Here is a 19,345-nt window from a genome sequence, read left to right as displayed (position 1 = left end):
GCGGGCCCCGGCCGTCCCGGGCGGGACGCCCCGACCCCGTCATTCCATCCAGTGCACGCGCCCCCGGTGGATCAGACGGAGCTGGCCGCGGGCCGTGTCGGTGACGGCCGCCCAGTCCTCGCCGCGCAGTGAGGCGGCCAGGCACGCCGAGGCCGTCATGAACATGTGGTCCACGAGGAGCCGGGACAACATGATCAGGTCCTCGGCGCTCCAACCCGAACCGATCGGGTCCGCCGCGAGCGCGGATCCGATCTCGCTCGCGAACCCGTCGAGTTGTCCGGCGATCGACTCCCGCACCGCCGCGACCCCGCCGTGCCGCTCGCGGACGAGGAAACGTACGTGCGCCGGCCGGGTGCGGACCAACTCGGCGACGAGGCGCACCGCGTCGTCGCCGCGCCGATCCGCGTCACCGGTCGAGGCGAGGATCCCCCGCACCGTTTCGTGCAGGCTGGCCAGCGCCTCCTCGACGAGCGCGATGCCGAGTTCGTCCATGTCCCGGAAGTGGCGGTAGAAGGCGGTGGGGGTGACGCCCGCGGCCCTCGTCACCTCCCTGAGCCCGAGGCTGCTGAGGCTCTGCTCCTCCAACTGCGACAACGCCGCGTCGAGGAGGGCGCGTCGGGTGCGGCGGCGCCGGGCCTCACGGACACCGGTGTTCTGGCTCATGACGGCAGTCAATCGCATCACGGTCGCGGCCCGCCGGCATGAGTCGTACTGAACCGGGTAGTCAGTGAACAACTGTTACCCGAAAGTAGGAGGAACTCCCGTGCTCTTCCTGGTAGCCGCTCTGCTCGTCATGGGTGTCGCCCTGGGGGCCGTCGCCCACGTCCCGGTGCCGGTCGGCCTGGCCGCCGGCCTCGCGATCGCCGGTTGGCTCGCCCTCTTCGCCGCACGCGAACGCCTGTCGGGCCGTCGAACCGGCCGCCCCGACCACCATCGGGGAGGCCTGTGATGGACACGGACACGGACATGGACACGCGAAACGCCGTCGAGACCCCGACCCGCGGCCGAACCACTGGCCGGACCCGTGATCGCACCCGTGACGCCGACGCGATGGCCGTCACCGCCTTCGTGCTCGGCCTGGCCGGGCTCCTGGTCATGAACCTGATCCTCGGCCCGACCGCCGTCGTCCTCGGCGCCCTCGCGCTGTGGCGGAACACCGCGCGGCCCGGCCGCGCCCGCCTCGGCATCGCCCTGGGCGTGGCCGACCTCGTGATCCTGGCCTGTCTCGTCACCGCCGACGGCACGTGGTCCTGGAGCCTGAGCTGACGCGTCGCGCCACACGCGTGCCTCAGGCGTCGTTCCTGAGCCGGTCGCGCTGGACCTGACGCGCGAGCGCCCGCCGCATCGGGGCCGCTCCGGGGGAGGCGGCCCGCGAGGGAACGTCCAGGCCTCGGGAGATCTCGTCGTAGGCGGCCCGGTACGCGGCCCGGTGGGCGCCCCCGGGCCCCTGCCGGGGGAGCGTGAGGTCCTCTTCGAGGAGGCGTCGCAACTCGTCCACGCTCTGGGGCGTGAAGCGCTTCCTGCCCCGGGCGATGGCGTTGACGTGGCGCGTGCAGCGCGCCGCTTCGATGGTCTCCGAGATCTCCTCGGCGAGGCCCCACAGGCGCCCCTCCAGCCACGGGACGTCGTCCTGGTCGAGGTCGAGCGCCATCGCGGGCCCCGGCTCGTCCGCCGCGTACTTCGTCACCTGCTTGGACACGGCGGGCTGACTCATGTCCGTGAGGCGGGCGATCCTGTCCTGCGTCCAGCCGAAGCCGACGAACAGTTTGATCATCTCGGAGCGCAGCTTCCGCATCTCCTCGCCGGCGCGGATGACCTCGTTCATCTCGGCGAGCATCCGCTCGGCCTGCTCCTCGGTCAGGGCCTGGGGCCGGGGGCGCGTCCGCGGGCTCGTCGGTGAGTGGGGGTCGGGGTGCGGGTGTGCTTCGCCTTCCATGAGTCGGTTATACACCCCCGCGGCGCGCTTCATAACCAGGTTGTACAACCTGGTTGTAGCCGGCAGGATCCAGCGCCATGCCCACCTTCACCGCATCCGACGGGACCCGCCTCGCCCATCGCACGCACGGCGACGGGACCCCCGTCGTCTGTATCCCGGGAGGCCCCGCGGACTCCCGCTACCTGGGCGACCTCGGCGGCCTGTCCGCCCACCACCGACTGATCGTGGCGGACCTCCGCGGCACCGGCCGGTCCGAGGTTCCCGACGACACCTCCTCCTACCGCTGCGACCGCCTGGTCGACGACGTGGAGGCCCTGCGCGAGCACCTGGGCCTGCCCCGGATGGATCTGCTCGGCCACTCCGCCGGCGCGAACGTGGTCGTCCAGTACGCGGCCCGGTACCCGACGCGCGTCGGAAGGCTCGCCCTGATCACCCCGAGCACCCGGGCGGTCGGCATCCCGATCACCGGGGAGATGCGCCGGGAGCTCGCGGGCCGCCGGAGCGACGAACCCTGGTTCCCGGCCGCGTTCGCCGCGTTGGAGGCGATCACCAGGGGCGAGGACGCCGACTGGGAAGCCGTCGACCCCTTCTTCCACGGCCGCTGGGACGCCGGGGCGCGCGAGCACCACGCGACCGCCCGGCCGACCAACGCGGAAGCCGTCGCTCTCTTCGGCGCGGAAGGGGCCTTCGCCCCGGAGTCGACGCGTGCCGCCCTCGCCGGCTGCGGGATCCCCGTGCTGCTGCTCGCGGGGGAGTTCGACCTGAACAGCCCGCCCGCGGCGGTGGCCGCCTTCGCGGAGCTCTTCCCCGACGCCACGTTCGTCCAGCAGCCCGGAGCGGGCCACTACCCCTGGGTGGACGACGCCGACCGGTTCGCCGCGACCGTGGCGGACTTCCTCGCCTGACGACCCGCCGGAGCCGCGCCACGGCCACCGCGCCGCGTCACCGTCACGAACCCGGCCCGGTCGCCGGCCGACCACCGCGGAACCGGCCGCACGGCGGCGCCGTCACTCCGCGCCGAACGACCGGCTCCGCGAGCGGAAGGTGCGCCGGTAGGTGTCCGGGGGCACGCCGACCGTGCGGTGGAAGTGACGGCGCAGCGTCGTGGAGGTGCCCATGCCCACGGCCTCCGCGACGGCGTCGACGCTCTCGTCGGTGGTCTCCAGCAACTCCTGCGCACGACGGATGCGTTGGGTCAGCAGCCATTGCAGCGGGGTCGTCCCCGTCGCCACCTTGAACTGCCGGCCCAGATTGCGCGAGCTCATCCGGGCACGGCGGGCCAGGTCCTCCACGGTGAGCGGGCGGTCGAGCCGTTCGATCGCCCAGGGGAACAGCTCGGCGAGCGGGTGGTCGTCCCGGGCGGGTACCGGGGCGCTGACGAACTGGGCCTGGCCGCCCGCGCGGTGCGGGGGCACGACCAGGCGCCGGGCGACCCTGTTCGCGACCGCCGAACCGTGGTCGAGGCGGACCAGGTGCAGGCACAGGTCCATCGCGGCCGCCTTGCCCGCCGAGGTGAGCACGCTGCCGCTGTCCACGTAGAGCACGTCGGGGTCCACCTCCACCCGGGGGTGCCGGGCCGCCAGGACCCGGGTGTGCGCCCAGTGCGTGGTCGCGCGCCGGCCGTCCAGCAGTCCGGCGGCGGCCAGGACGAACGCTCCCGTGCACAGGGACGCCACCCGGGCGCCCGCCTCGTGGGCGGCTCGCACCGCGTCGACGAGGTCGGCGGGCGGATCCACGTCGACATCGGCCCAGCCGGGGACGATCACCGTGTCGGCGCGGGCGAGGCGGTCGAGTCCGAAGTCGGGCTCCAATCGGAACCTGCCGAAGCGCACGGGGCTCGGCCCGCAGACGGTCACGTCGTACGGAGGGTCGGTCGCGCCCGTGGAGTCGGCGCCGAAGACCTCGTAGGCCACGGACAGTTCGAAGTGCAGCATTCCGTCGGTGACGGCCAGCGCGACAGTACCCATGTCCGAAAGTGTACGGGTGACGGCGTTCCGGACACTGGTGGCGGGTCGCCGCCGGGGAAAGAATGTTGAGAGTTGAACGAGCGGCGACGGTAGGAGAACGTGATGGGATCGAGTCGGGCCGTAGCGGTGTTCGGTGCCTACGGGCACACCGGGCGCTTCGTGGTGGCGGAGTTGCTGGACCGAGGGTTCGTCCCGATCCTGACCGGACGCGACCGGACCAAGCTGCGGGCCCTGGCGGCCTCCGCCCCGGGGCTCGACGTCCGGCCGGCGTCGGTCGACGACCCGGCCGCCCTCGACCGCGCGCTGGCCGGGGCTGCGGCCGTGATCAACTGCGCCGGACCCTTCGCCGTGACGGCCGCGCCGGTGATCGAGGCGGCGCTGCGCGCCGGGATCCCGTACGTGGACGTGGCCGCCGAGATCGAGGCCAACCTCGACACGTTCGCGCACTTCGCGGACCGGGCCACCGCCGCGGGCACCGTGGTCATCCCCGCGATGGCCTTCTTCGGCGGCCTCGGCGACCTGCTCGTCACCGCGGCGATGGGTGATTGGACGACGGCCGACGAGGCACACGTGGCGTACGGACTCAGCGGTTGGCACCCCACCGCCGGCACCCGCACCGCGGGCGCGGTGTCCCAGGAGCGCCGGGACGGCCGACGCGTCGTGTACCGGGGCGGGCGGTTGGAGTACCGCGACGACGCCCCGCCCAACCTGAAGTGGACCTTCCCCGAACCCCTGGGGGTCCGGTCCGTGATCGGGGAGTTCACCATGGCCGACGTCGTCACCGTCCCCAGCCACCTGGCCATCCCCGAGGTGCGCACCTACATGACGGTCGAGGCGGCGCGCGACCTGGCGGCCCCGCGGACACCGGCGCCGACCGCGGTCGACGAGCACGGGCGGTCCGCGCAGACGTTCCTCGTCGACGCCGTCGTCCGCTCGGCCGGCCGGGAACGACGCGCGGTGGCGACCGGCCGGGACATCTACGCCGTCACCGCGCCGCTGGCGGTGGAAGCGCTCCACCACGTCCTCACGGGCCGCACCAGGACGATCGGCGTCGCCTCCGCCGGCGCGGTCCTCGACGCACCCGCCTTCCTCCGCGGCCTGTCCCCGCACATCACCGTCGAACTGCGATGAGTCGAACCGGAACGAGGCGAGGGGCCGTTCGGCGAGGGGCCGGGGGCCGGGGGCCGCCGACCGGCGCGGCATACTGCTGACCTTCGGGTGACGAGTCGGGAGGCGGCCACGGTGACCACGTTCGGGGAACACCTGAGGGAACGGACCGTGGAGGCACTGGCCGGGTTCCCGCCTGCCGGGGGCGAGGGGACGTACGCCGTCACGTTCCGCCTCGACAGCGTGGACCAGGACCCCCGGTTCCCGTACCTCGCGCTCGGCTACGTCACCGAGGGCGCCGCCCACGTCACCGACGGGGCCGGTCCCGAGGACCGGTGGGAGGCCCGCTGGAGCTACGCGTACTTCCCGCCGTCCGGCCTCGAAGGCATCCGCGTCCTCGGGCACGACCCGGACGCGGACCCCCGGGGAACCGAGTTGTACCGGCGGGAGGTGGAGGAGGCCGAGGCGCAGGCCGGAGGAACCGAAGGGCTCGAAGGTGTCGAGGGGCTGTGGGACGAGGACGAACCCGCCGGGGACTCGCGCTGCTCCGGGGACGTGTACGACGCATGGGACGAGCGGGCCGAGCGGCTCCGGTCCGAGTTCCGCGACCTGTGCGTGGGCCTCGCCCGGCACCTGCACGACGGCGGACACCTGACGGCGGCCCTGGGACGGGCCGTGCCCGTGATCCTCTACGACATGTTCGATCCGGAGGACATGTTCGCGATGACCCGGGCCGCCAACCCGGCCGCCCTGATCACCGACTTCCTGTCCGGCGAGGTGCGGGACGCACCGTGAATTCCGCTGGTGGGCGCCCGCGGCCCCGGCTAGCATCCGACGATGATCACGCCGGAGGACAAGCCCTTCCAGGACGCCGTGCGCCGGGCCGACGCCGGTTGGCTCGCCGGCCACCTCGACCCGCGGGCCTGCACACCGGCCGTCCTCGAACCCCTCCTCCGACACGAGGACCCGCGCCTGCGCCACGTGGGGCTCGTCCTGCTCGCCGAGCGCGTCACCTCCGGCAGCCCGGCCGGCGATCGGGAGACGGTCGAGCTCGCGCGGCTGGTGCCCGCCTCGTTGGACGGCCCGCCGGAAGCCGCACTGCTCGTGGCCCGGCTCCACGAACGACTGTGGACCCACCTGCCGGCCTCCCGCCGCCCGTCATGGCGCACGGCCGGGTTGCCCGCACGGGTACGCATCGCATGGCTGCGCGCCGAGCTCCTGAACGACCCCACCGTGCTCCGCCGCGAACCCGTCGGCGAACAGCTCCGGCAAGCCGTGCGGGAAACGACAGCCGTCGCCGCGCACCGGCCCGAGCAACTGGTCCACGAGCTTGTGGCGACCGGTGACCCCGCACTGCACGCCGCGGCGCTGCGACTGGCCCGGGAGGGCCTGCACGCCGGACTGCTGGCTCCCGCACTGGTCCGCGCACACGCGATCGGTCTGCTCGACGTGGCCGCCCCGACCGTCGTGGCCGAAGCGCTGGGCGAACTCACCGAACCGTGGGCGGCGTTGGAGCCCCTGCCGGCAGGACTGCTGTCCCCGCTGCTCGCCGCCGATCCGGTCGCCGCGCGCCCCGAGGTGGCGGCCGCCGCGCTCGCGGCCGCCGCGCACCACGGACACCGCGCCCTGCTCCGACAGGTCGTCGACGATCCGCGGCTCCCGGCGGGCCTGCGCCGACGCGGGATGGAGCTGCTCGGCGATCTGGCCGAGCGCGGTGACATCGGCGCGTTGACGGACGTCGCCGCACACGATCCGCTCCTGTTCGGCGGGCCCGCGCTGACGTGCCTGCGCGGACTCCACCGGCGCGGGCACTTCCCGGACGTTCCCCACGTCGCGCCCATCCTCGGCCTGGCACTGGCCGATCACTCGCTCCCGCCGCACGAGGTCGCGACGATCCTCTTCACCACCCGACAGGCGACGTTCCGGGCTCTCGTGGACGCGCCCGCCGACGATCCGAGCTGGCCGCGCCGGCTCGCCCTGCTGGTCGCCCTCGCGGGACAGGGCACGGGGGACCTTCCGATCGGCGACGCGATCACCCGGGTCCTGCCCTCGGCCCCCGCACCCGGCCCGTTCCTCCGAGCCGTCCGCGCGCTGCGGCACACGGACGCCGAGGACGCCGTGATCGCCCTCCTGCCGGCAACACCCGCAGCGGCCCTGGACGCCCTGGAAGCCATCGGCGGACACCGCACGACGGCGGCGCTGAGGGAAGGACTCGGCCTCGTCACGGAGGACGGCACAGGCGTGATCGCGCCGCACCTGCGTCCCGTCCGCAACCGCGCCCTGGAAGTGCTGTGGCACCTGACCGACGATCCGGCGCGACGGCGCGCCCTCCTCGTACGGCTCGATCCCGCCGACCTGCCCGCCCGCGTGGCGGCGGATCTCGGCGGCCCGGACGAGCGGGAGCTGGCGCTACTGAGCTCCCACCTCGACCCGGACGAACCGGTGGCGGCCCTGTGCCGGCTGGCCGCCCACGGCAGCGCCGCGACCCTGCCGGTCATCGCCGACCTGTTGCTGCGCGTCGTGACGGAACTGGCGGCGCCGTCGGAGCCCGCCGCGAGCTCCGCACCGCGACCCGGGAACGGGGAGCCGGCAGGGGAGCCCGTGGTGCCCCAGGAGATCCTGGAGGCCGTACACGGCCTGGGCCGTCGTCTCCACGACCGGGGACGGATCAGGCCGTCCTGCCTGCTCGACGCGGCCGACGCCGGGGAGGCCGGACACGCACTCGTCGCGACCACGGCACTGGACCTGCTGGACCGCCCCGGACTGTCGGGCGCCGAGCAGGCCATCCTGTGCGAACTCCTGCTCCGTGCCCCCTGGGCGGGCACCCGCGCCAGGGCGCACCGCCTGCTGCGCCACCCGGACCGGCACGTGCGCAAACACGTGATCGCGCTGCTCGCCCGCGATACCACCGGGGACGACGCCCAGGCCCTGTCGGCGTCCCTGATCGCACTGACCGCAGCCCAGGACATCCAGACCGTCCGGCAGGCGCTGCGCGCCCTCGGGCACGCCCGGGCCCGCTGGGCCTCCCCGACGATCGCCGCACGCCTCGGCCACCCCAACATGAACGTCAAGAAGACCGCCGCCGTGGCCCTGGTCCGCGCGGGCGCGCCCACGGCGGTACCGGCACTGCTGCGCGCACTCGGACGCCACGACAATCCGGGCCTGCGGGGCACGCTCGTCGAGGCGCTCCGCGCGATCCTCGGCGACGCCCACCCGTCGACCGTCCTCGCCGCCACCGAACGCGCCGAGGACGAGCGCACCCGCGAACGACTGCTGGAAGCACTCGACGGCACCCTGCCGGCACGCTCGGTCCTCGCCCTGCACGAGCAGGCGTCCCCGGTCGCACCGACCCTGCTCGCCCTTGTGGCCACCGGCCGGCTCGCCCTCGCGTCCGGCTCCGTCGAGGAACTCGCGCCGGCCATGGCCGAGCACGGGATCACCCGGCCCGCCGCCCCGGTACCCTCCGTGCGCAGGGGAACGGACCCCGACGTCGCCGCGCTGACGGAAACGGGCTGGGATCCCTTCGTCGCGCTCCGGATCGCCGCACGGCGCGAGCTGCCGCACCCCGTTCGGCTGTGGAGGCTGCGGCCCGTACTGGCGGACTGCCTGCGCCTGGCCGGTTCCGACCCCACCGTCCGGGGCCGTGTCCTGCGGCTCGCCCTCCGGATCTGCCCCGCACCGTGGACGACGGACGAACTGACGGTCTTCGCCCGCTTCACGGGCCTCCTCCTCGACGGGCTCACCGGGGCCGCCACCGCCCGGCGCGAGGACCCCGTCGACGGCCTCGTCGACGGCCTCGTCGCGGTCCTCGAAGCCGTCGCCCCCACGCTGCCCCCGGTGGAGCGGCCGGCGGCCGTCGAAGCCGTGCGCGCGCTGCCCGCCGTCCCCGGGGGAACCCGGTCCACACTGCCCCTCCTGCGCGGCCTCGGCGCCGTCCTGGTCCGGGCCGACCTCGACCGGGCCCTCGCCGCGGCCCGACTGGACACCGACCCCCGGCGGGCCGGGACCGCCGTCCTGCGGGACGCGTTCGCCGTCCCGCCACAACCCCACACGACCGCCGGGGCGGCCGGGGCCCGAGCCGGGGCCGGCTCCGCGGCCCAGGCCGGGCCCGGGCCGGACGGGGAGGCATGGCGCGCCGCGCTGCTCGCCGCGGCGCGCACGCCGGCCACCCTGGAGGAGTTCCGCCGCGCCGCCGACGGCACCCCGCACCCCGTCCCGGACTCCAGGTACCGCCTGACCGCACTGATCGACGTCCACGCCTTCGCCGGCCCCGGAACCCGAGCCGCCCTCATCGACTGGATGACGGCGCTCCAACCCCTCGACGCACCACCCTGGACCATCGGCGAGAGCGTCCACGCGCCGACCCCGCCGCCCCGGACCGCGCACGTCGACGACCTCGACCAGCCCCGGTCGACCGCCCAGCGGAACCGCCTGCTCGCCATGCTCCGGGCACCCGCCCCGGACAGCCGGCGCACAGCGGCCCTGGCGCTCCTGCGGTGGCCCGAGCCCGAGGCCCGGATCGCCGTGCTCCGCGCGTTCCTGCGCGGCCGCGTCGACGTAACGGTCGGCGCCGACCTCGCCCGCGACCTTCCCGCCATCGACGCGACGGAACTGCGCGAGGACGGCATCCTGCACGACCGGGTGGCGCTCGTGGCGGCCCTGCTCGACCCGGACGACCTGGAACCCCTGGTCCCGCTCCTGCTGGAGTGGTGGGAGTCCGACCCGCCGCTCAGCGGCGCCGCAGCCGGCCTGGCCCTGCGACGGGCCCACGCGGACGCACTGGCCGAACGACTCGCCACCCGCCTCGACGCGGGCGCCCGAGGGCTCCTGGACCTGCTGCGCGAACGCCCCCTGCTGCGCACCCCCGCCCTGACACGGACCTGCCGGCGGCTGCGCGCCGAGGGACGCGACGACCTCGCCGACGGGCTGCTCCTCGTCGACGGCCCGCTGCGCGGCCCGGACTCCGCGCGTCAGGACGCCACCGTGATGGCCGCGCTCCGCGACCGGACCCCGCTCACGTCGACCGGGGCGCCACAACCCCCGTCCCGGCAGGAGCTGTTCGACCAAGCCCGTGGCGGGGACCCGGTACGCGTACGTCAAGCACTCACCCGCCTGGCCGAGCGACACGACGGCCCGGACCCGGACCACGACCCCGAACTGCGGCTGCTGATAGCCGAGTTGCTGCGCCACCCCAAGTCCCGGATCCGCCTGCACGCCCACCGGACCTCGCGGGCCCTACTGGACCGGCCGACCCACCTCCACCACACGTCCCTCCTGCTCGACGACCCCCGGCCGGACCTGGTGCGGACCGCGATCCGCACCCTCTGCCACGCGAGGTGGCTCCCCGCGATCCCCGCGGTGACCGGATTGCTGGAGCACTCCCATCCCGTCGTGCGCAGGACCGCGGCGGACGGGCTGGCCGCCGTGGGCGCGCCGGCGATCCCCGCTCTGCGACACGCCGTCGGCCACGCGCGCCCCGACAAGCGGCCCCTCTACACGGAGGTCCTCGACCGCGTCACGGCCACCGCGGATCAGGCTCCGGGAGCCATGTCGTAGGTCACCCACATGGTCCGCGCGGCCACCTGGTCGTACTTCGACCTCGCCCGGTGGTTGTCGTCGGCGGTGATCCACCGCACCACGCTCCAGCCGCGCTCCGCGGCGATCTCGCGGAGCGCTGCGAGCAGCAGGTCGGCGGCGCCCGAACCGCGGTGCTCGGGCGCCACGAACAGGTCGTCGAGGAAACCGCCCACGGTCGCCGACAGCGGCCGGGCGAAGGGACGGTAGTGGGCGAGGCCGAGGAGCCGGCCGTCGGCGTCCTCGGCGACGCGCGCCTCGACCTCGTGGTCGGGGTCGTTCACCCACTCCCACACGGTCCGGGCCGCCTCCTCGGTCTGCTCCACCCGGTAGAAGTCCGCGTAACCGCGGTAAAGGGCCCGCCACTGCGGGAAGTCCTCGGGCCGGACGGCCCGGACGGTGATGCGGGACATGTGCGTGACTCCACGGTCGGAACTCGGGTACGGGCAATCGATCATCCTCCGGACGGTCTGCCGCCGAACGCGCCGCCGTGTCGAAAGGGCGGCCCGCGGATCGCCCGCATGGACAGGTGACGGATCCTCCCCGCGGTGCCTGCGCCCGTACCGGGAGAGCGGAGTCCCGGGCGGTTCGGGGCCCGGGGAAGCGGATGGCAGGATGTGAGGATGCTGTCGAACCAACCCTGGGCAGGGCTCCACGACGACTTGGTGGAGGCGAAGACACGGGTGTACGACCCCGCCGGCTTCACCTGTTCGCGGCCGGTGGCCGAACCGGAGGGCGGCGAGTACGCGGCCCACGGCTTCACGCTCGACGGGCTGGCGGTCGGGTTCCGAGCGGCCAGGACGACCCCGGCGAAGGTCGGCCAGTTCGTCACCGTGTGGAAGCGATCCGCGGAAGGCCCGATCCGCCCCTTCGACACCGCCGACGGGATCGACCTCGTCGTCATCAGCAGCCGCGACGGTGCCCGCTCCGGGCAGTTCGTGTTCCCACGGGAGGTGTTGTGCGAGCGCGGCGTCATGTCCCGCGACGGCACCGGCGGCAAACGGGGGTTCCGCGTCTACCCGCCATGGGTGACCACGAGCAACCGCCAGGCCGCCGGCACGCAGAACTGGCAGGTGGACCACTTCCTGCACCTCGGGCGGGAAGGCTCCGTCGACACCGGACGCGCCCACACCCTCTACCACCCGTAGGGCGCCCACCCTTGCGGACGGACCTTCCGCAACACCCTTCAGGCGCGCGCCCCCGGATTCGCGGGGCGTTGCAGTTCGTCGTGGAGCAGCCGGCCGAGGAGGGCGCCTCCGAAGACGACGACGCCGGTGCCGACGAGCCAGGACTGGATGACGAGGACGGTCCCGAACGGGCCGTACGTGACGGCGCTCGACGCGATCAGCGGTGAGAAGACGAGCCGGGAGAACACCCGCAGCCCGAACAGCCCGAGCATGGTGGCCACCGCGCCGGGGAGCAGGGCCCTCCAGGGCACCCGGCCGGCGAGCAGCAGGCGCTGCGACCACCAGAAGAACAGGGTGCCGATCAGGACACCGGCGAAGCCGCGGGCGGGGGAGTCGAGCCAGGGTGGCGTGAACGCCGACAGGTACAGCACGCCGATCAGCGCGGCCAGCCACAGGACGTGCCGCCACCGGCCCCACCACTTCGCCGGGGGCAGGTCCCAGACCCGTTCGTAGCCGTTCTGCATCACGGTGCCGAAGGACAGACCGAAGACCGCGAGCAGGGCGAGACCGAAAGCCGTGGTGGTCCGCCACGCCTGGCCGGGAAGGGCGAAGAGGCGCTCGATCTCCAGCGTGGCGGGCTCCGACACCCCGAGTCCGTCCCCGAGCCACTGGGCGAACCCCTGCCCGCCGGCGGTGTCCGCCGCCGATACGACGATCAGTAGCGGTACCAGCGTCAGGAACCCGAGGGCGGCGAACCCCAGCGACCGTTGCCACAGGTCCAGGTCCCGTACGCGCCCCCAATGCCGGCCGGCCCGCGTCCGGCGGACCGCGCTGCGGATCCGAGCGAGCGGCGAAGGCCGCCCGGGCCGCTCAGCCCCGGACATCTCGTTCGGGGGCGCCCCGGAGCCCCGGTCCGCAGGACCCGACGGTTCGGCGCCGGTGGGTCGGTATGAGGTCCATGGCCGCTCCAGCTGCTGCTGCTCCCACGGTAGGACGTCCCGATGGGGAACTCCACCGCCGCCGGCGTGGACGGACGCCGGGCCCGTACCGGGGCGCCGGGACAGTGGCCCGGTCGTACGCCGGCAGCGGGGCTCAGATCCCGATGTTGGCCAGGCTGACGCCGAGGTTGCGCAGGGCGGCCGCCAGAGCCGGATGCTTCACCTCGAACTTCTCGGCGCTGTGGTTCAGCGACTCGCCCACACCCGGGTGGGCGGCCTCCCGGTCCGCCTCCAGCCTGTCCAGCAGGGCCTCCAGGTGCTCGCGCTCCTCCGGGGACAGGCGCGATCCCGAGGCCCGGAGTTCCGCGCGCAGGGCCTTCAGCCGCTCGTCCGTCTCCATCACGTGGTCCGACACGGTGTCTCCTCGTCGCTCGCCGCCCGTACAACGGGGCCTGTCCCCGGGTCGGCTACCGCTCGCATGCCCCGTCGCGGGGCGCGCACGCGCGACGGACTCCGTGCGGATCGAGCCCCGTGCCGATCACGGGGTGGTCAGGGCCTGGGCGTACGCCGTCGGCGGCACCCCGACCCGGGTGGTGAAATCCCGGACGAGGTGCGCCTGGTCGCTGTAACCGAGTTCCACGGCGAGCTCCGCCCAGTCGATCGCCCGACCGGCTCCCGCGCGCTCCAACGCCTCGTGGATGCGGTAGCGCAGGATGGCCCACTTCGGGCTGACACCGACGTGGGTGGCGAACAGCCGCTGGAGCGAGCGCACCGAGAGGCCGACCGCCTCGGCGAGTTCGTCGACGCGGCGTACGGACCGGTCCCGGCGGACCCGGTCCGCCGCGGCCATGGCACGCTCGGCCAGTGCGTCGGGCGCGGGGGCCAGGGAGAGGAGGAACGCGTCGAAGGCGGCGACCCGGGCGTCCTGGGACCGGGCCCCGAGCACGGCGCCGGACACCGGCGCGGAACCCGGGTACACCTCCGTCAGGGGCAACCGCAGCCCCGTGAGGTCGGAGACCGGGCGGTCCGGAAGGAACGGACGGAAGCCGCCCGGCCGGAACTGGGCCCCGCACACCCGCCCGCGCCCGCTGAGCTTCCGGGTGAAGAGGCCCGACCCGACCCCCGCGACCTCGCCCACGTCCCCGCCCTCCTCGTCCCGCTGGAAGACGATGTTCACGCAGGGGTGGGGAACGACCTGCGCCTCGTACGGCTCCGTCAGGTCCCAGTCGATCAGCCAGTAGTGCTCCACGTACGGGCGCAGCGCCTCGGCGGGATCCCGGCGCCGGAACCGGACGCGCGCGAACAGGTCGGACGCGGCGACGATGCCACGGCTGTCGGTGCGCGGAGGGGCCATGGGCCGATCGTATGTCGCGTTCCTTCAAGCCGTCATCGGGATCTCCCGCCTACCCTCGCCCCCATGAACGAAAAGATCAGCGACCTGCTCGAAGCGGCCTCCGCCGGGGCGTCGCGCGTGGTCCGCGGCGTCGACGACCGGCAGCTGGGAGCGCGGACTCCGTGCGACGAGTACGACGTGGGCGCCCTGCTCGACCACCTCTTCCACGTGGTGATCGGCTTCCGGGCGCTCGCGGCCCGGGAGGAGGCGGACTTCACGCACACCCCGCACTACCTGGACGAGGGCTGGCGCGACCGGTTCGACGTGGAGACGGCGCGGCTCGTCGAGGCGTGGGCGGTGCCGGGCGCCGACGAGGGAACCACGGGCACCATGAACCTGCCGGCCCGGACGATCGGCGCGATGGTGCTCCTCGACCTGACCGTGCACGTGTGGGACCTGGCCCGCGCCACGGGCCAGGACTTCACACCCGACGAGGACGGCGTCCGGGCCTTGGACGCGCTGGTGACGGACATGGGTCCCACCGCGCGGCAGATGAAGATGTTCGCGGATCCCTTCCCGGCACCGCCCCGGGCGACGGCCTTCGAGGGACTGCTCGCGGCGACGGGGCGGGATCCGCACTGGACGCCCGACCGGTAGGCCCCGCCCGGAGCCCGACGAGGAACCGGGCCGGGGGAGCGGACCCGCGACCCGGGTCCCGCCGTGCGCGCCCGGCGGTCCGTCATCGCGGCGAACCAGCCGGCCTGGCCGGCCGGGGTCGGGTCCAGCGCCAGGTCCTCGCCGTCCAGCCAGGTCAGTACGGCGCCCCGGTCGAGGGCGGCGCCTTCCACGGAGGTGCGCAAGCGGTACAGGCACAGCAGCAGTGCCTGCATGGAGTCGACGCCGTGCACCGGGACGACCCGCGCGCCACCCAGCCCCTGGACCTGGCCGGGGCAGCTCCAGTCCATGCCGTCCTCCACACCAGGGTGGGGGCGCCCCACCAGCAGCGTCACCTCGCGGGTGGTTCCGTCGGGCAGGCGTGCGCTCAGCCGGCGCTCGGCCACCACCTCGCCCAGCAGCGGATCCACGGCCATGAGGTGCTCCTTCGGGTCGCGGGCGGGTGGCTTGTCGACCGTCGGGGCGCCGTCCGGGAACGGCTGCGCGCCGGGCCGTCGGCGGGTCGGCGCAGCGTGTGCGTGCCCCCGCCGGCGCCCGGCGCCGTCCGTCGTACCGGGGTCAGCCCGGCCAGGTTCCCGTCACGCGCCGGGTGGCGACCGCCCCCGACCGGTCGACGGCGGCCTTGACCACCGCGAAGATCGCGCCCTGGATCGCGGCGGCGGTGAGGATCTCCTGCCAGCTCCGGTCCTCGTCGGTGGCGTCGGGGGCGTCGCCCTCCCCTTCGATCAGCTTCCAGGCCTGCTTGAAGGCCATGCCGGCGAGCATGCCGCTGACGGCGCCCAGGGCCAGCCCGACCGGTCGGTAGGCGATCTTGGCTGCGTTCACTTGCGGCCCCGGCCGCGGCGGATCAGCAGGAACACGACCAGGACGGCACCGGCGGCGATCAACGGTGTCCGATTGGCCCGCACCGCGGTCGCTGCCCGACCTGCCTGTTCGAGAACCGGGTCGGGCGTCTTCTCCGACGCCAACTGCCCGGCCCGCGCGGTGGTCTCGCGGACCTGGGCGGCGGCGCGGGAGGCCTTCTCCAGGATCGGGTCGGGGGTCCTGTCCCGAACGAGGTCCGCGGCGTGCTCGGCCTTCTCGCGGATCTGTTCGGTGACGAGCGCCGCCTTCTCGGAAACCTCCTGCTTCACCAGGGCCGCCTTCTCCGAGGCCTCCTGCTTCACCTCGGCCGTCTTCTGCTTCGCCTGGGCCTTCACGTCGGCCTTGGCCGCCAGCGCCTCCACGGTCTGCCCCAACTCGTCGCGCGTGTGCGCGATCTGCTCACGCAGCTCCTCGGGAGTGGGAGCGGAGCCCGTCGTGGACCTGTCGTGGGGCTGCGGCTGATCGTTCTGGTTCGTCATCGGTGGGCCTTCTCCCTGATCGCGGCCACATCGGCCTTGACGCTGTCGATGGTCTGCTCGGGCGCGGGCGGGACGGCCCGCGCGATCTGCTTCTTGCCGGCCAGGGCCAGCACGGCCGCCGTCGCGGCCAGCACCACGGCGAGGATCAGGGCGGAGAGCCACCAGGGCAGCACCAGGGCCAACGCGGCGATGCCCGCCGCCACCAGCGCCTGTGCCGCCAGGATGCCGAGGAGGCCCGCTCCGCCGAACAGGCCGCCGCCCGTCCCGAACCGCTTGCCCTTCTCGGTCATCTCCGCCCGGGCCAACTGCATCTCCTCCCGGACCAGTTCCGAGATCTGCTGCGAAGCCCGTGAGACCAACGCGCCCACCGACGGATCGGCTGCGTGTGTCGCGTGTGCGCGATGTTCGGTCGTGGTCACGATTCGTCCACCTCGTCCTTGACTCGTCCCGGCCCCGCTCGTGCCGCCGGACGGATACGGGCCGAGGGGCGCGGGGGTGATGCGTTCCGTCATGTTCCTGTCCACCACGCGGCTACCCGGTAACCCGCAGGCCATCCGCCCGCGAGCCGGCCGGTGCCCGGGTTCCGCGCGGGCCGGCCCGGGATCACTCCATGCGGCGGCGTTCCTCGTCGCTCCACGCGGTCGTGTCACGGGGTCGTACGTAGGGCTCCTCGTCCTCGGGCAGTCCTCCCGCGATGGCGCGCCGGCGTACGAGCTCCGCGTCGAATTCGAGGCCCAGGAGGATGGCCAGGTTGGTGATCCACAACCACACCAGGAAGACGATCACGCCCGCGACCGTGCCGTACGTCTTGTTGTAGGAGGCGAAGTTCGCGACGTAGAAGGCGAAGCCGGCGGAGGCGACCATCCAGATGGCCAGGGCCAGGAAGCTGCCAGGGGTGACCCACTTGAAGCCGCGGCCCTTGGCGTTCGGCGCCGCCCAGTACAGCAGCGCGATCATGACCGTGACGATGAGCACGAGGACCGGCCACTTCGCGATCGACCACACCGTCAGGGCGGTGTCGCCGATGCCCAGCGCGGAGCCCGCCCGGCGGGCCAGACCGCCGGTGAAGACCACGATCAGGGCGGCGGCGCAGGCGAGGAGCATCAGCGCCACCGTCAGTGCCAGGCGCAGCGGAAGGACCTTCCACACCGGGCGTCCCTCGGGCACGTCGTAGACGGCGTTCGAGGCGCGGATGAACGCGGCGATGTACCCGGACGCCGACCACAGCGCGACGACCAGACCCACCACGGCCATCAGCGACCCGACGCCGCTCCGGCCCTGCAACTGCAACACCGCGTCGCTGATCACGTCGCGGGCCGAGCCGGGAGCCAGCTGCCGGAGGTTGTCGAGCACCTGCTGCGTCGTCGACTCGCCGGCGAGGCCGAGCAGGGACACCAGGACCAGGAGGGCGGGGAACAGCGCCAACACCCCGTAGTAGGTCAGGGCGGCCGCGCGGTCGACCAACTCGTCCTCGGCGAACTCATTGGCCGTTCCGCGGAGCACCGCCCACCACGACCGTTTCGACAGGTCGGACGGCTTGTCGGGAGCCCGCCGCTCCACCTCTTCGCCGGGTCCCGCGCCGTCGTGGCCGGCGGTGTCCGGGGCGACGTCCTCGCCGCCGGGTCCTGTCCTGGAGATGCGTGTCATACCCTGCGGCTGTCCACCATCACGGCACTCATGCCGTCCCGTGGTGTCCGAACGGGCCGCACCGGTCGCGGACCGTCACACGCCCCCCCGTGGGATACGCCCGTACGGGGACATCCGCACCGGTGTCGGTGTTCGGACGGCCAGGGCGGGCATACGCGGGTCCGGGGACGACGGTCACCCGCGGTGGCCGCCCGGCGGCCCGCGGACGGAGCCGCTTCCCCCAGCGCACACAGGAACGCCAACGGTCGGGGTGATGACAGTGAACATGACGGACGCAGCCACGGACGAACCCCCGGGCACGCGAGCACCGGTGATGGGCCAGAGCCGCCGGCTCACCCTGGGCAGCATCCGGGGCGCCGTCGGCAAGGGCCGTGACTTCACCCGCCGGGCCCTGCGGGACTGGGGGTGGGACCACCCGGAGAGCGCCGAGGACGTCCTGCTCGTCGTCTCCGAGCTCGTGGCCAATGCCCAGCTGCACGCGGGTGGCTGCCACGAGCTCGTACTGACCGCCGGGGAGGTCCTGCGCATCGACGTGGTCGACGGCGTGACGCTGCCCCCCCGTCCCCGCCCCGCATCCCGGCCGGGCGTGCCCGGCGGTCACGGTCTGCGCGTCGTACAGGTCCTCGCCGACCGGTGGGGTTCCTACCGCCACGGCGTCGGCAAGGTCGTGTGGGCGGAGATCGACGGTTTCCGCCTGGGCGGGTACGGGGGCCCGGCGGCCCCGCACCCGGCCGTGTGACCCTCAGGTCGCCCGGGGCCGAGCATCCGGTTTCCGGGCCCGTTCGGTGTTGAACTGGGCTCCGGTGAGCAGGGCCAGGTTGGCGAACCAGAGCCAGACCAGGAAGACCACGATGCCGGCCAGCGAGCCGTAGAGCCTGCCGTACGTACCCAGCTCCGTGTAGAGCGTGAAGAGCCCCGAGGCCGCCAGCCAGAGCATGGCCGCCAGTACGCCGCCGGGCAGACCCCGCCGCGTGCCGCGGCTCTGGGCCGGGCCGGTCCGGAAGAGGATCAGCACCAGGAAGGTGACGACGACCAGCAGCGCGGGCCAGCGCAGCAGCGCGACGACGTGCGGGCTGTCCCCTCCGGTCGCACGCACCACCCACCTGCCCACCGGCCCGGACACGACCAGACCGACGGCGCCGGCGACGAGCAGCACCAGCAGCGACATGGCGTTGACGACGAGCATGTGGGCCGCCCGCAGCGGGGGGCGGGTCTCGGGGACCCCGTGCATCGTGTGCAGGGCGCGACGGAACACCGCCAGGTAACTGCACGCCGACCACAGCGAACTCACCACACCGCTGATCAGCAGGGCCACCATCGACGAACGTTCCGCCAGGAGACCACCGAGCGCGTCCCGCAGCACCTGCGCCGATTGGGGCGGTGCGTAGGCGGTCAGCTCGGTGATGAGCCGGTCCGTCGTCGCCCCGCCCAACAGCCCCACCACGGAGACCGCGATGGCGAGGGCGGGCAGCAGCGCGAGCACGGCGTAGTACGTGAGGGCGGCCGCGTGGTCGGCGAGGTTGTCGGTCCAGACACGGACGGCTGTGCGCCGCAGCTCGGCCCGGGTGCGCGCCACGAGGGCGACGTTGGGCCGGCCGACCGGGCGCGGTGCGGTGCGGGGGATCTCGGTCACGCTGCGCAGGTGCCCGACAGGGCCCCGCGCATGCGTCAGGCCCGGTGGGGCGATCCGGCGACTCG

General features: G+C 74.0%; 21 protein-coding genes and 1 pseudogene. 9 read left to right on the top strand and 13 right to left on the bottom strand.

The window, feature by feature from the left end; all coding sequences use genetic code 11:
* Window positions 1-39: 39 nt before the first annotated feature.
* Window positions 40-663 (bottom strand): TetR family transcriptional regulator, encoded by a 624-nt coding sequence (locus ACFVS6_RS32015; RefSeq protein ID WP_389709357.1) that lies wholly within the window; start codon window positions 661-663, stop codon window positions 40-42.
* Window positions 664-763: 100 nt separating this feature from the next.
* Between ACFVS6_RS32015 and ACFVS6_RS32010 the strand changes: the two genes are divergently transcribed.
* Together ACFVS6_RS32010 and ACFVS6_RS32005 are read left to right on the top strand one after the other, a co-directional pair.
* Window positions 764-949 carry a hypothetical protein gene (locus ACFVS6_RS32010; protein ID WP_389709355.1) on the top strand — a complete coding sequence of 62 codons (186 nt, stop codon included), beginning with the start codon at window positions 764-766 and terminating at the stop codon, window positions 947-949.
* 17 nt (window positions 950-966) lie between these two features.
* Complete coding sequence (locus tag ACFVS6_RS32005; RefSeq protein ID WP_389709353.1) at window positions 967-1,266, top strand: DUF4190 domain-containing protein; 300 nt, start codon at window positions 967-969, stop codon at window positions 1,264-1,266.
* Window positions 1,267-1,288: 22 nt separating this feature from the next.
* Here the strand turns inward: ACFVS6_RS32005 and ACFVS6_RS32000 are convergent, their stop codons facing one another.
* Window positions 1,289-1,936: a sigma-70 family RNA polymerase sigma factor gene (locus tag ACFVS6_RS32000; RefSeq protein ID WP_389709351.1), complete on the bottom strand. Its 648-nt coding sequence runs from the start codon at window positions 1,934-1,936 to the stop codon at window positions 1,289-1,291.
* A gap of 77 nt (window positions 1,937-2,013) precedes the next feature.
* On the opposite strand from ACFVS6_RS32000, the gene ACFVS6_RS31995 reads away from it, so the two are divergent.
* Window positions 2,014-2,841 (top strand): alpha/beta fold hydrolase, encoded by an 828-nt coding sequence (locus ACFVS6_RS31995; RefSeq protein WP_389709349.1) that lies wholly within the window; start codon window positions 2,014-2,016, stop codon window positions 2,839-2,841.
* Between the two features lie 102 nt (window positions 2,842-2,943).
* Here the strand turns inward: ACFVS6_RS31995 and ACFVS6_RS31990 are convergent, their stop codons facing one another.
* A complete protein-coding gene (locus tag ACFVS6_RS31990) occupies window positions 2,944-3,903 on the bottom strand; it encodes a helix-turn-helix domain-containing protein (protein ID WP_389709347.1) in 960 nt (319 codons plus the stop codon).
* Between the two features lie 102 nt (window positions 3,904-4,005).
* Between ACFVS6_RS31990 and ACFVS6_RS31985 the strand changes: the two genes are divergently transcribed.
* The 3 genes from ACFVS6_RS31985 to ACFVS6_RS31975 all read left to right on the top strand — a co-directional run bounded on the left by ACFVS6_RS31985 (window position 4,006) and on the right by ACFVS6_RS31975 (window position 10,566).
* A complete protein-coding gene (locus ACFVS6_RS31985) occupies window positions 4,006-5,034 on the top strand; it encodes a saccharopine dehydrogenase family protein (protein WP_389709345.1) in 1,029 nt (342 codons plus the stop codon).
* A gap of 111 nt (window positions 5,035-5,145) precedes the next feature.
* On the top strand, window positions 5,146-5,805 hold the full coding sequence (locus ACFVS6_RS31980) for a hypothetical protein (protein WP_389709343.1): 660 nt from the start codon (window positions 5,146-5,148) through the stop codon (window positions 5,803-5,805).
* Between the two features lie 42 nt (window positions 5,806-5,847).
* Window positions 5,848-10,566 carry a HEAT repeat domain-containing protein gene (locus ACFVS6_RS31975; protein ID WP_389709341.1) on the top strand — a complete coding sequence of 1,573 codons (4,719 nt, stop codon included), beginning with the start codon at window positions 5,848-5,850 and terminating at the stop codon, window positions 10,564-10,566.
* On the opposite strand, the gene ACFVS6_RS31970 is transcribed toward ACFVS6_RS31975, so the two are convergent.
* Window positions 10,542-10,997 (bottom strand): GNAT family N-acetyltransferase, encoded by a 456-nt coding sequence (locus ACFVS6_RS31970; RefSeq protein WP_389709339.1) that lies wholly within the window; start codon window positions 10,995-10,997, stop codon window positions 10,542-10,544. The genes ACFVS6_RS31975 and ACFVS6_RS31970 overlap by 25 nt on opposite strands.
* A gap of 210 nt (window positions 10,998-11,207) precedes the next feature.
* Between ACFVS6_RS31970 and ACFVS6_RS31965 the strand changes: the two genes are divergently transcribed.
* The gene (locus ACFVS6_RS31965; RefSeq protein WP_389709337.1) at window positions 11,208-11,732 is read left to right on the top strand and encodes a MepB family protein; all 525 of its coding nucleotides are present in this window, start codon (window positions 11,208-11,210) and stop codon (window positions 11,730-11,732) included.
* A gap of 38 nt (window positions 11,733-11,770) precedes the next feature.
* Here ACFVS6_RS31965 and ACFVS6_RS31960 read toward each other — a convergent pair whose 3' ends face one another.
* The 3 genes from ACFVS6_RS31960 to ACFVS6_RS31950 form a co-directional block, all read right to left on the bottom strand.
* Window positions 11,771-12,595, bottom strand: coding sequence for a YhjD/YihY/BrkB family envelope integrity protein (locus tag ACFVS6_RS31960; protein ID WP_389709335.1), 825 nt, complete (start codon window positions 12,593-12,595; stop codon window positions 11,771-11,773).
* A gap of 208 nt (window positions 12,596-12,803) precedes the next feature.
* On the bottom strand, window positions 12,804-13,064 hold the full coding sequence (locus ACFVS6_RS31955; RefSeq protein ID WP_389709333.1) for a DUF4404 family protein: 261 nt from the start codon (window positions 13,062-13,064) through the stop codon (window positions 12,804-12,806).
* 123 nt (window positions 13,065-13,187) lie between these two features.
* Window positions 13,188-14,003 (bottom strand): DUF6597 domain-containing transcriptional factor, encoded by an 816-nt coding sequence (locus ACFVS6_RS31950; RefSeq protein ID WP_389709331.1) that lies wholly within the window; start codon window positions 14,001-14,003, stop codon window positions 13,188-13,190.
* Window positions 14,004-14,066: 63 nt separating this feature from the next.
* Between ACFVS6_RS31950 and ACFVS6_RS31945 the strand changes: the two genes are divergently transcribed.
* Complete coding sequence (locus ACFVS6_RS31945) at window positions 14,067-14,639, top strand: TIGR03086 family metal-binding protein (protein WP_389709329.1); 573 nt, start codon at window positions 14,067-14,069, stop codon at window positions 14,637-14,639.
* A 143-nt stretch (window positions 14,640-14,782) separates the two neighbouring features.
* Here the strand turns inward: ACFVS6_RS31945 and ACFVS6_RS31940 are convergent.
* From ACFVS6_RS31940 to ACFVS6_RS31920, 5 genes and pseudogenes are all read right to left on the bottom strand, one after another.
* Window positions 14,783-15,073, bottom strand: a pseudogene (locus ACFVS6_RS31940) (DUF6968 family protein); the annotation flags it as partial.
* Window positions 15,074-15,215: 142 nt separating this feature from the next.
* Window positions 15,216-15,482, bottom strand: coding sequence for a DUF4235 domain-containing protein (locus ACFVS6_RS31935; RefSeq protein WP_389709328.1), 267 nt, complete (start codon window positions 15,480-15,482; stop codon window positions 15,216-15,218).
* The gene (locus ACFVS6_RS31930) at window positions 15,479-16,000 is read right to left on the bottom strand and encodes a DUF3618 domain-containing protein (protein WP_389709326.1); all 522 of its coding nucleotides are present in this window, start codon (window positions 15,998-16,000) and stop codon (window positions 15,479-15,481) included. Before ACFVS6_RS31930 ends, ACFVS6_RS31935 begins: the two co-directional genes overlap by 4 nt.
* Window positions 15,997-16,311, bottom strand: a complete 315-nt coding sequence (locus ACFVS6_RS31925) for a phage holin family protein (protein ID WP_389709488.1) — start codon at window positions 16,309-16,311, stop codon at window positions 15,997-15,999. Before ACFVS6_RS31925 ends, ACFVS6_RS31930 begins: the two co-directional genes overlap by 4 nt.
* Before the next feature lie 292 nt (window positions 16,312-16,603).
* Window positions 16,604-17,647, bottom strand: a complete 1,044-nt coding sequence (locus tag ACFVS6_RS31920; RefSeq protein ID WP_389709324.1) for a YihY/virulence factor BrkB family protein — start codon at window positions 17,645-17,647, stop codon at window positions 16,604-16,606.
* A gap of 265 nt (window positions 17,648-17,912) precedes the next feature.
* On the opposite strand from ACFVS6_RS31920, the gene ACFVS6_RS31915 reads away from it, so the two are divergent.
* Window positions 17,913-18,386, top strand: coding sequence for an ATP-binding protein (locus ACFVS6_RS31915; protein ID WP_389709322.1), 474 nt, complete (start codon window positions 17,913-17,915; stop codon window positions 18,384-18,386).
* A 3-nt stretch (window positions 18,387-18,389) separates the two neighbouring features.
* On the opposite strand, the gene ACFVS6_RS31910 is transcribed toward ACFVS6_RS31915, so the two are convergent.
* Window positions 18,390-19,223: a YihY/virulence factor BrkB family protein gene (locus tag ACFVS6_RS31910; RefSeq protein WP_389709486.1), complete on the bottom strand. Its 834-nt coding sequence runs from the start codon at window positions 19,221-19,223 to the stop codon at window positions 18,390-18,392.
* Between the last annotated feature and the right edge of the window lie 122 nt (window positions 19,224-19,345).

This window comes from Streptomyces sp. NPDC057939 (assembly GCF_042887545.1).
Lineage (GTDB): Bacteria > Actinomycetota > Actinomycetes > Streptomycetales > Streptomycetaceae > Streptomyces.
The sequence above is the reverse complement of the archived record's forward strand: the minus strand, read 5'-3'. Positions and strand labels throughout refer to the sequence as shown.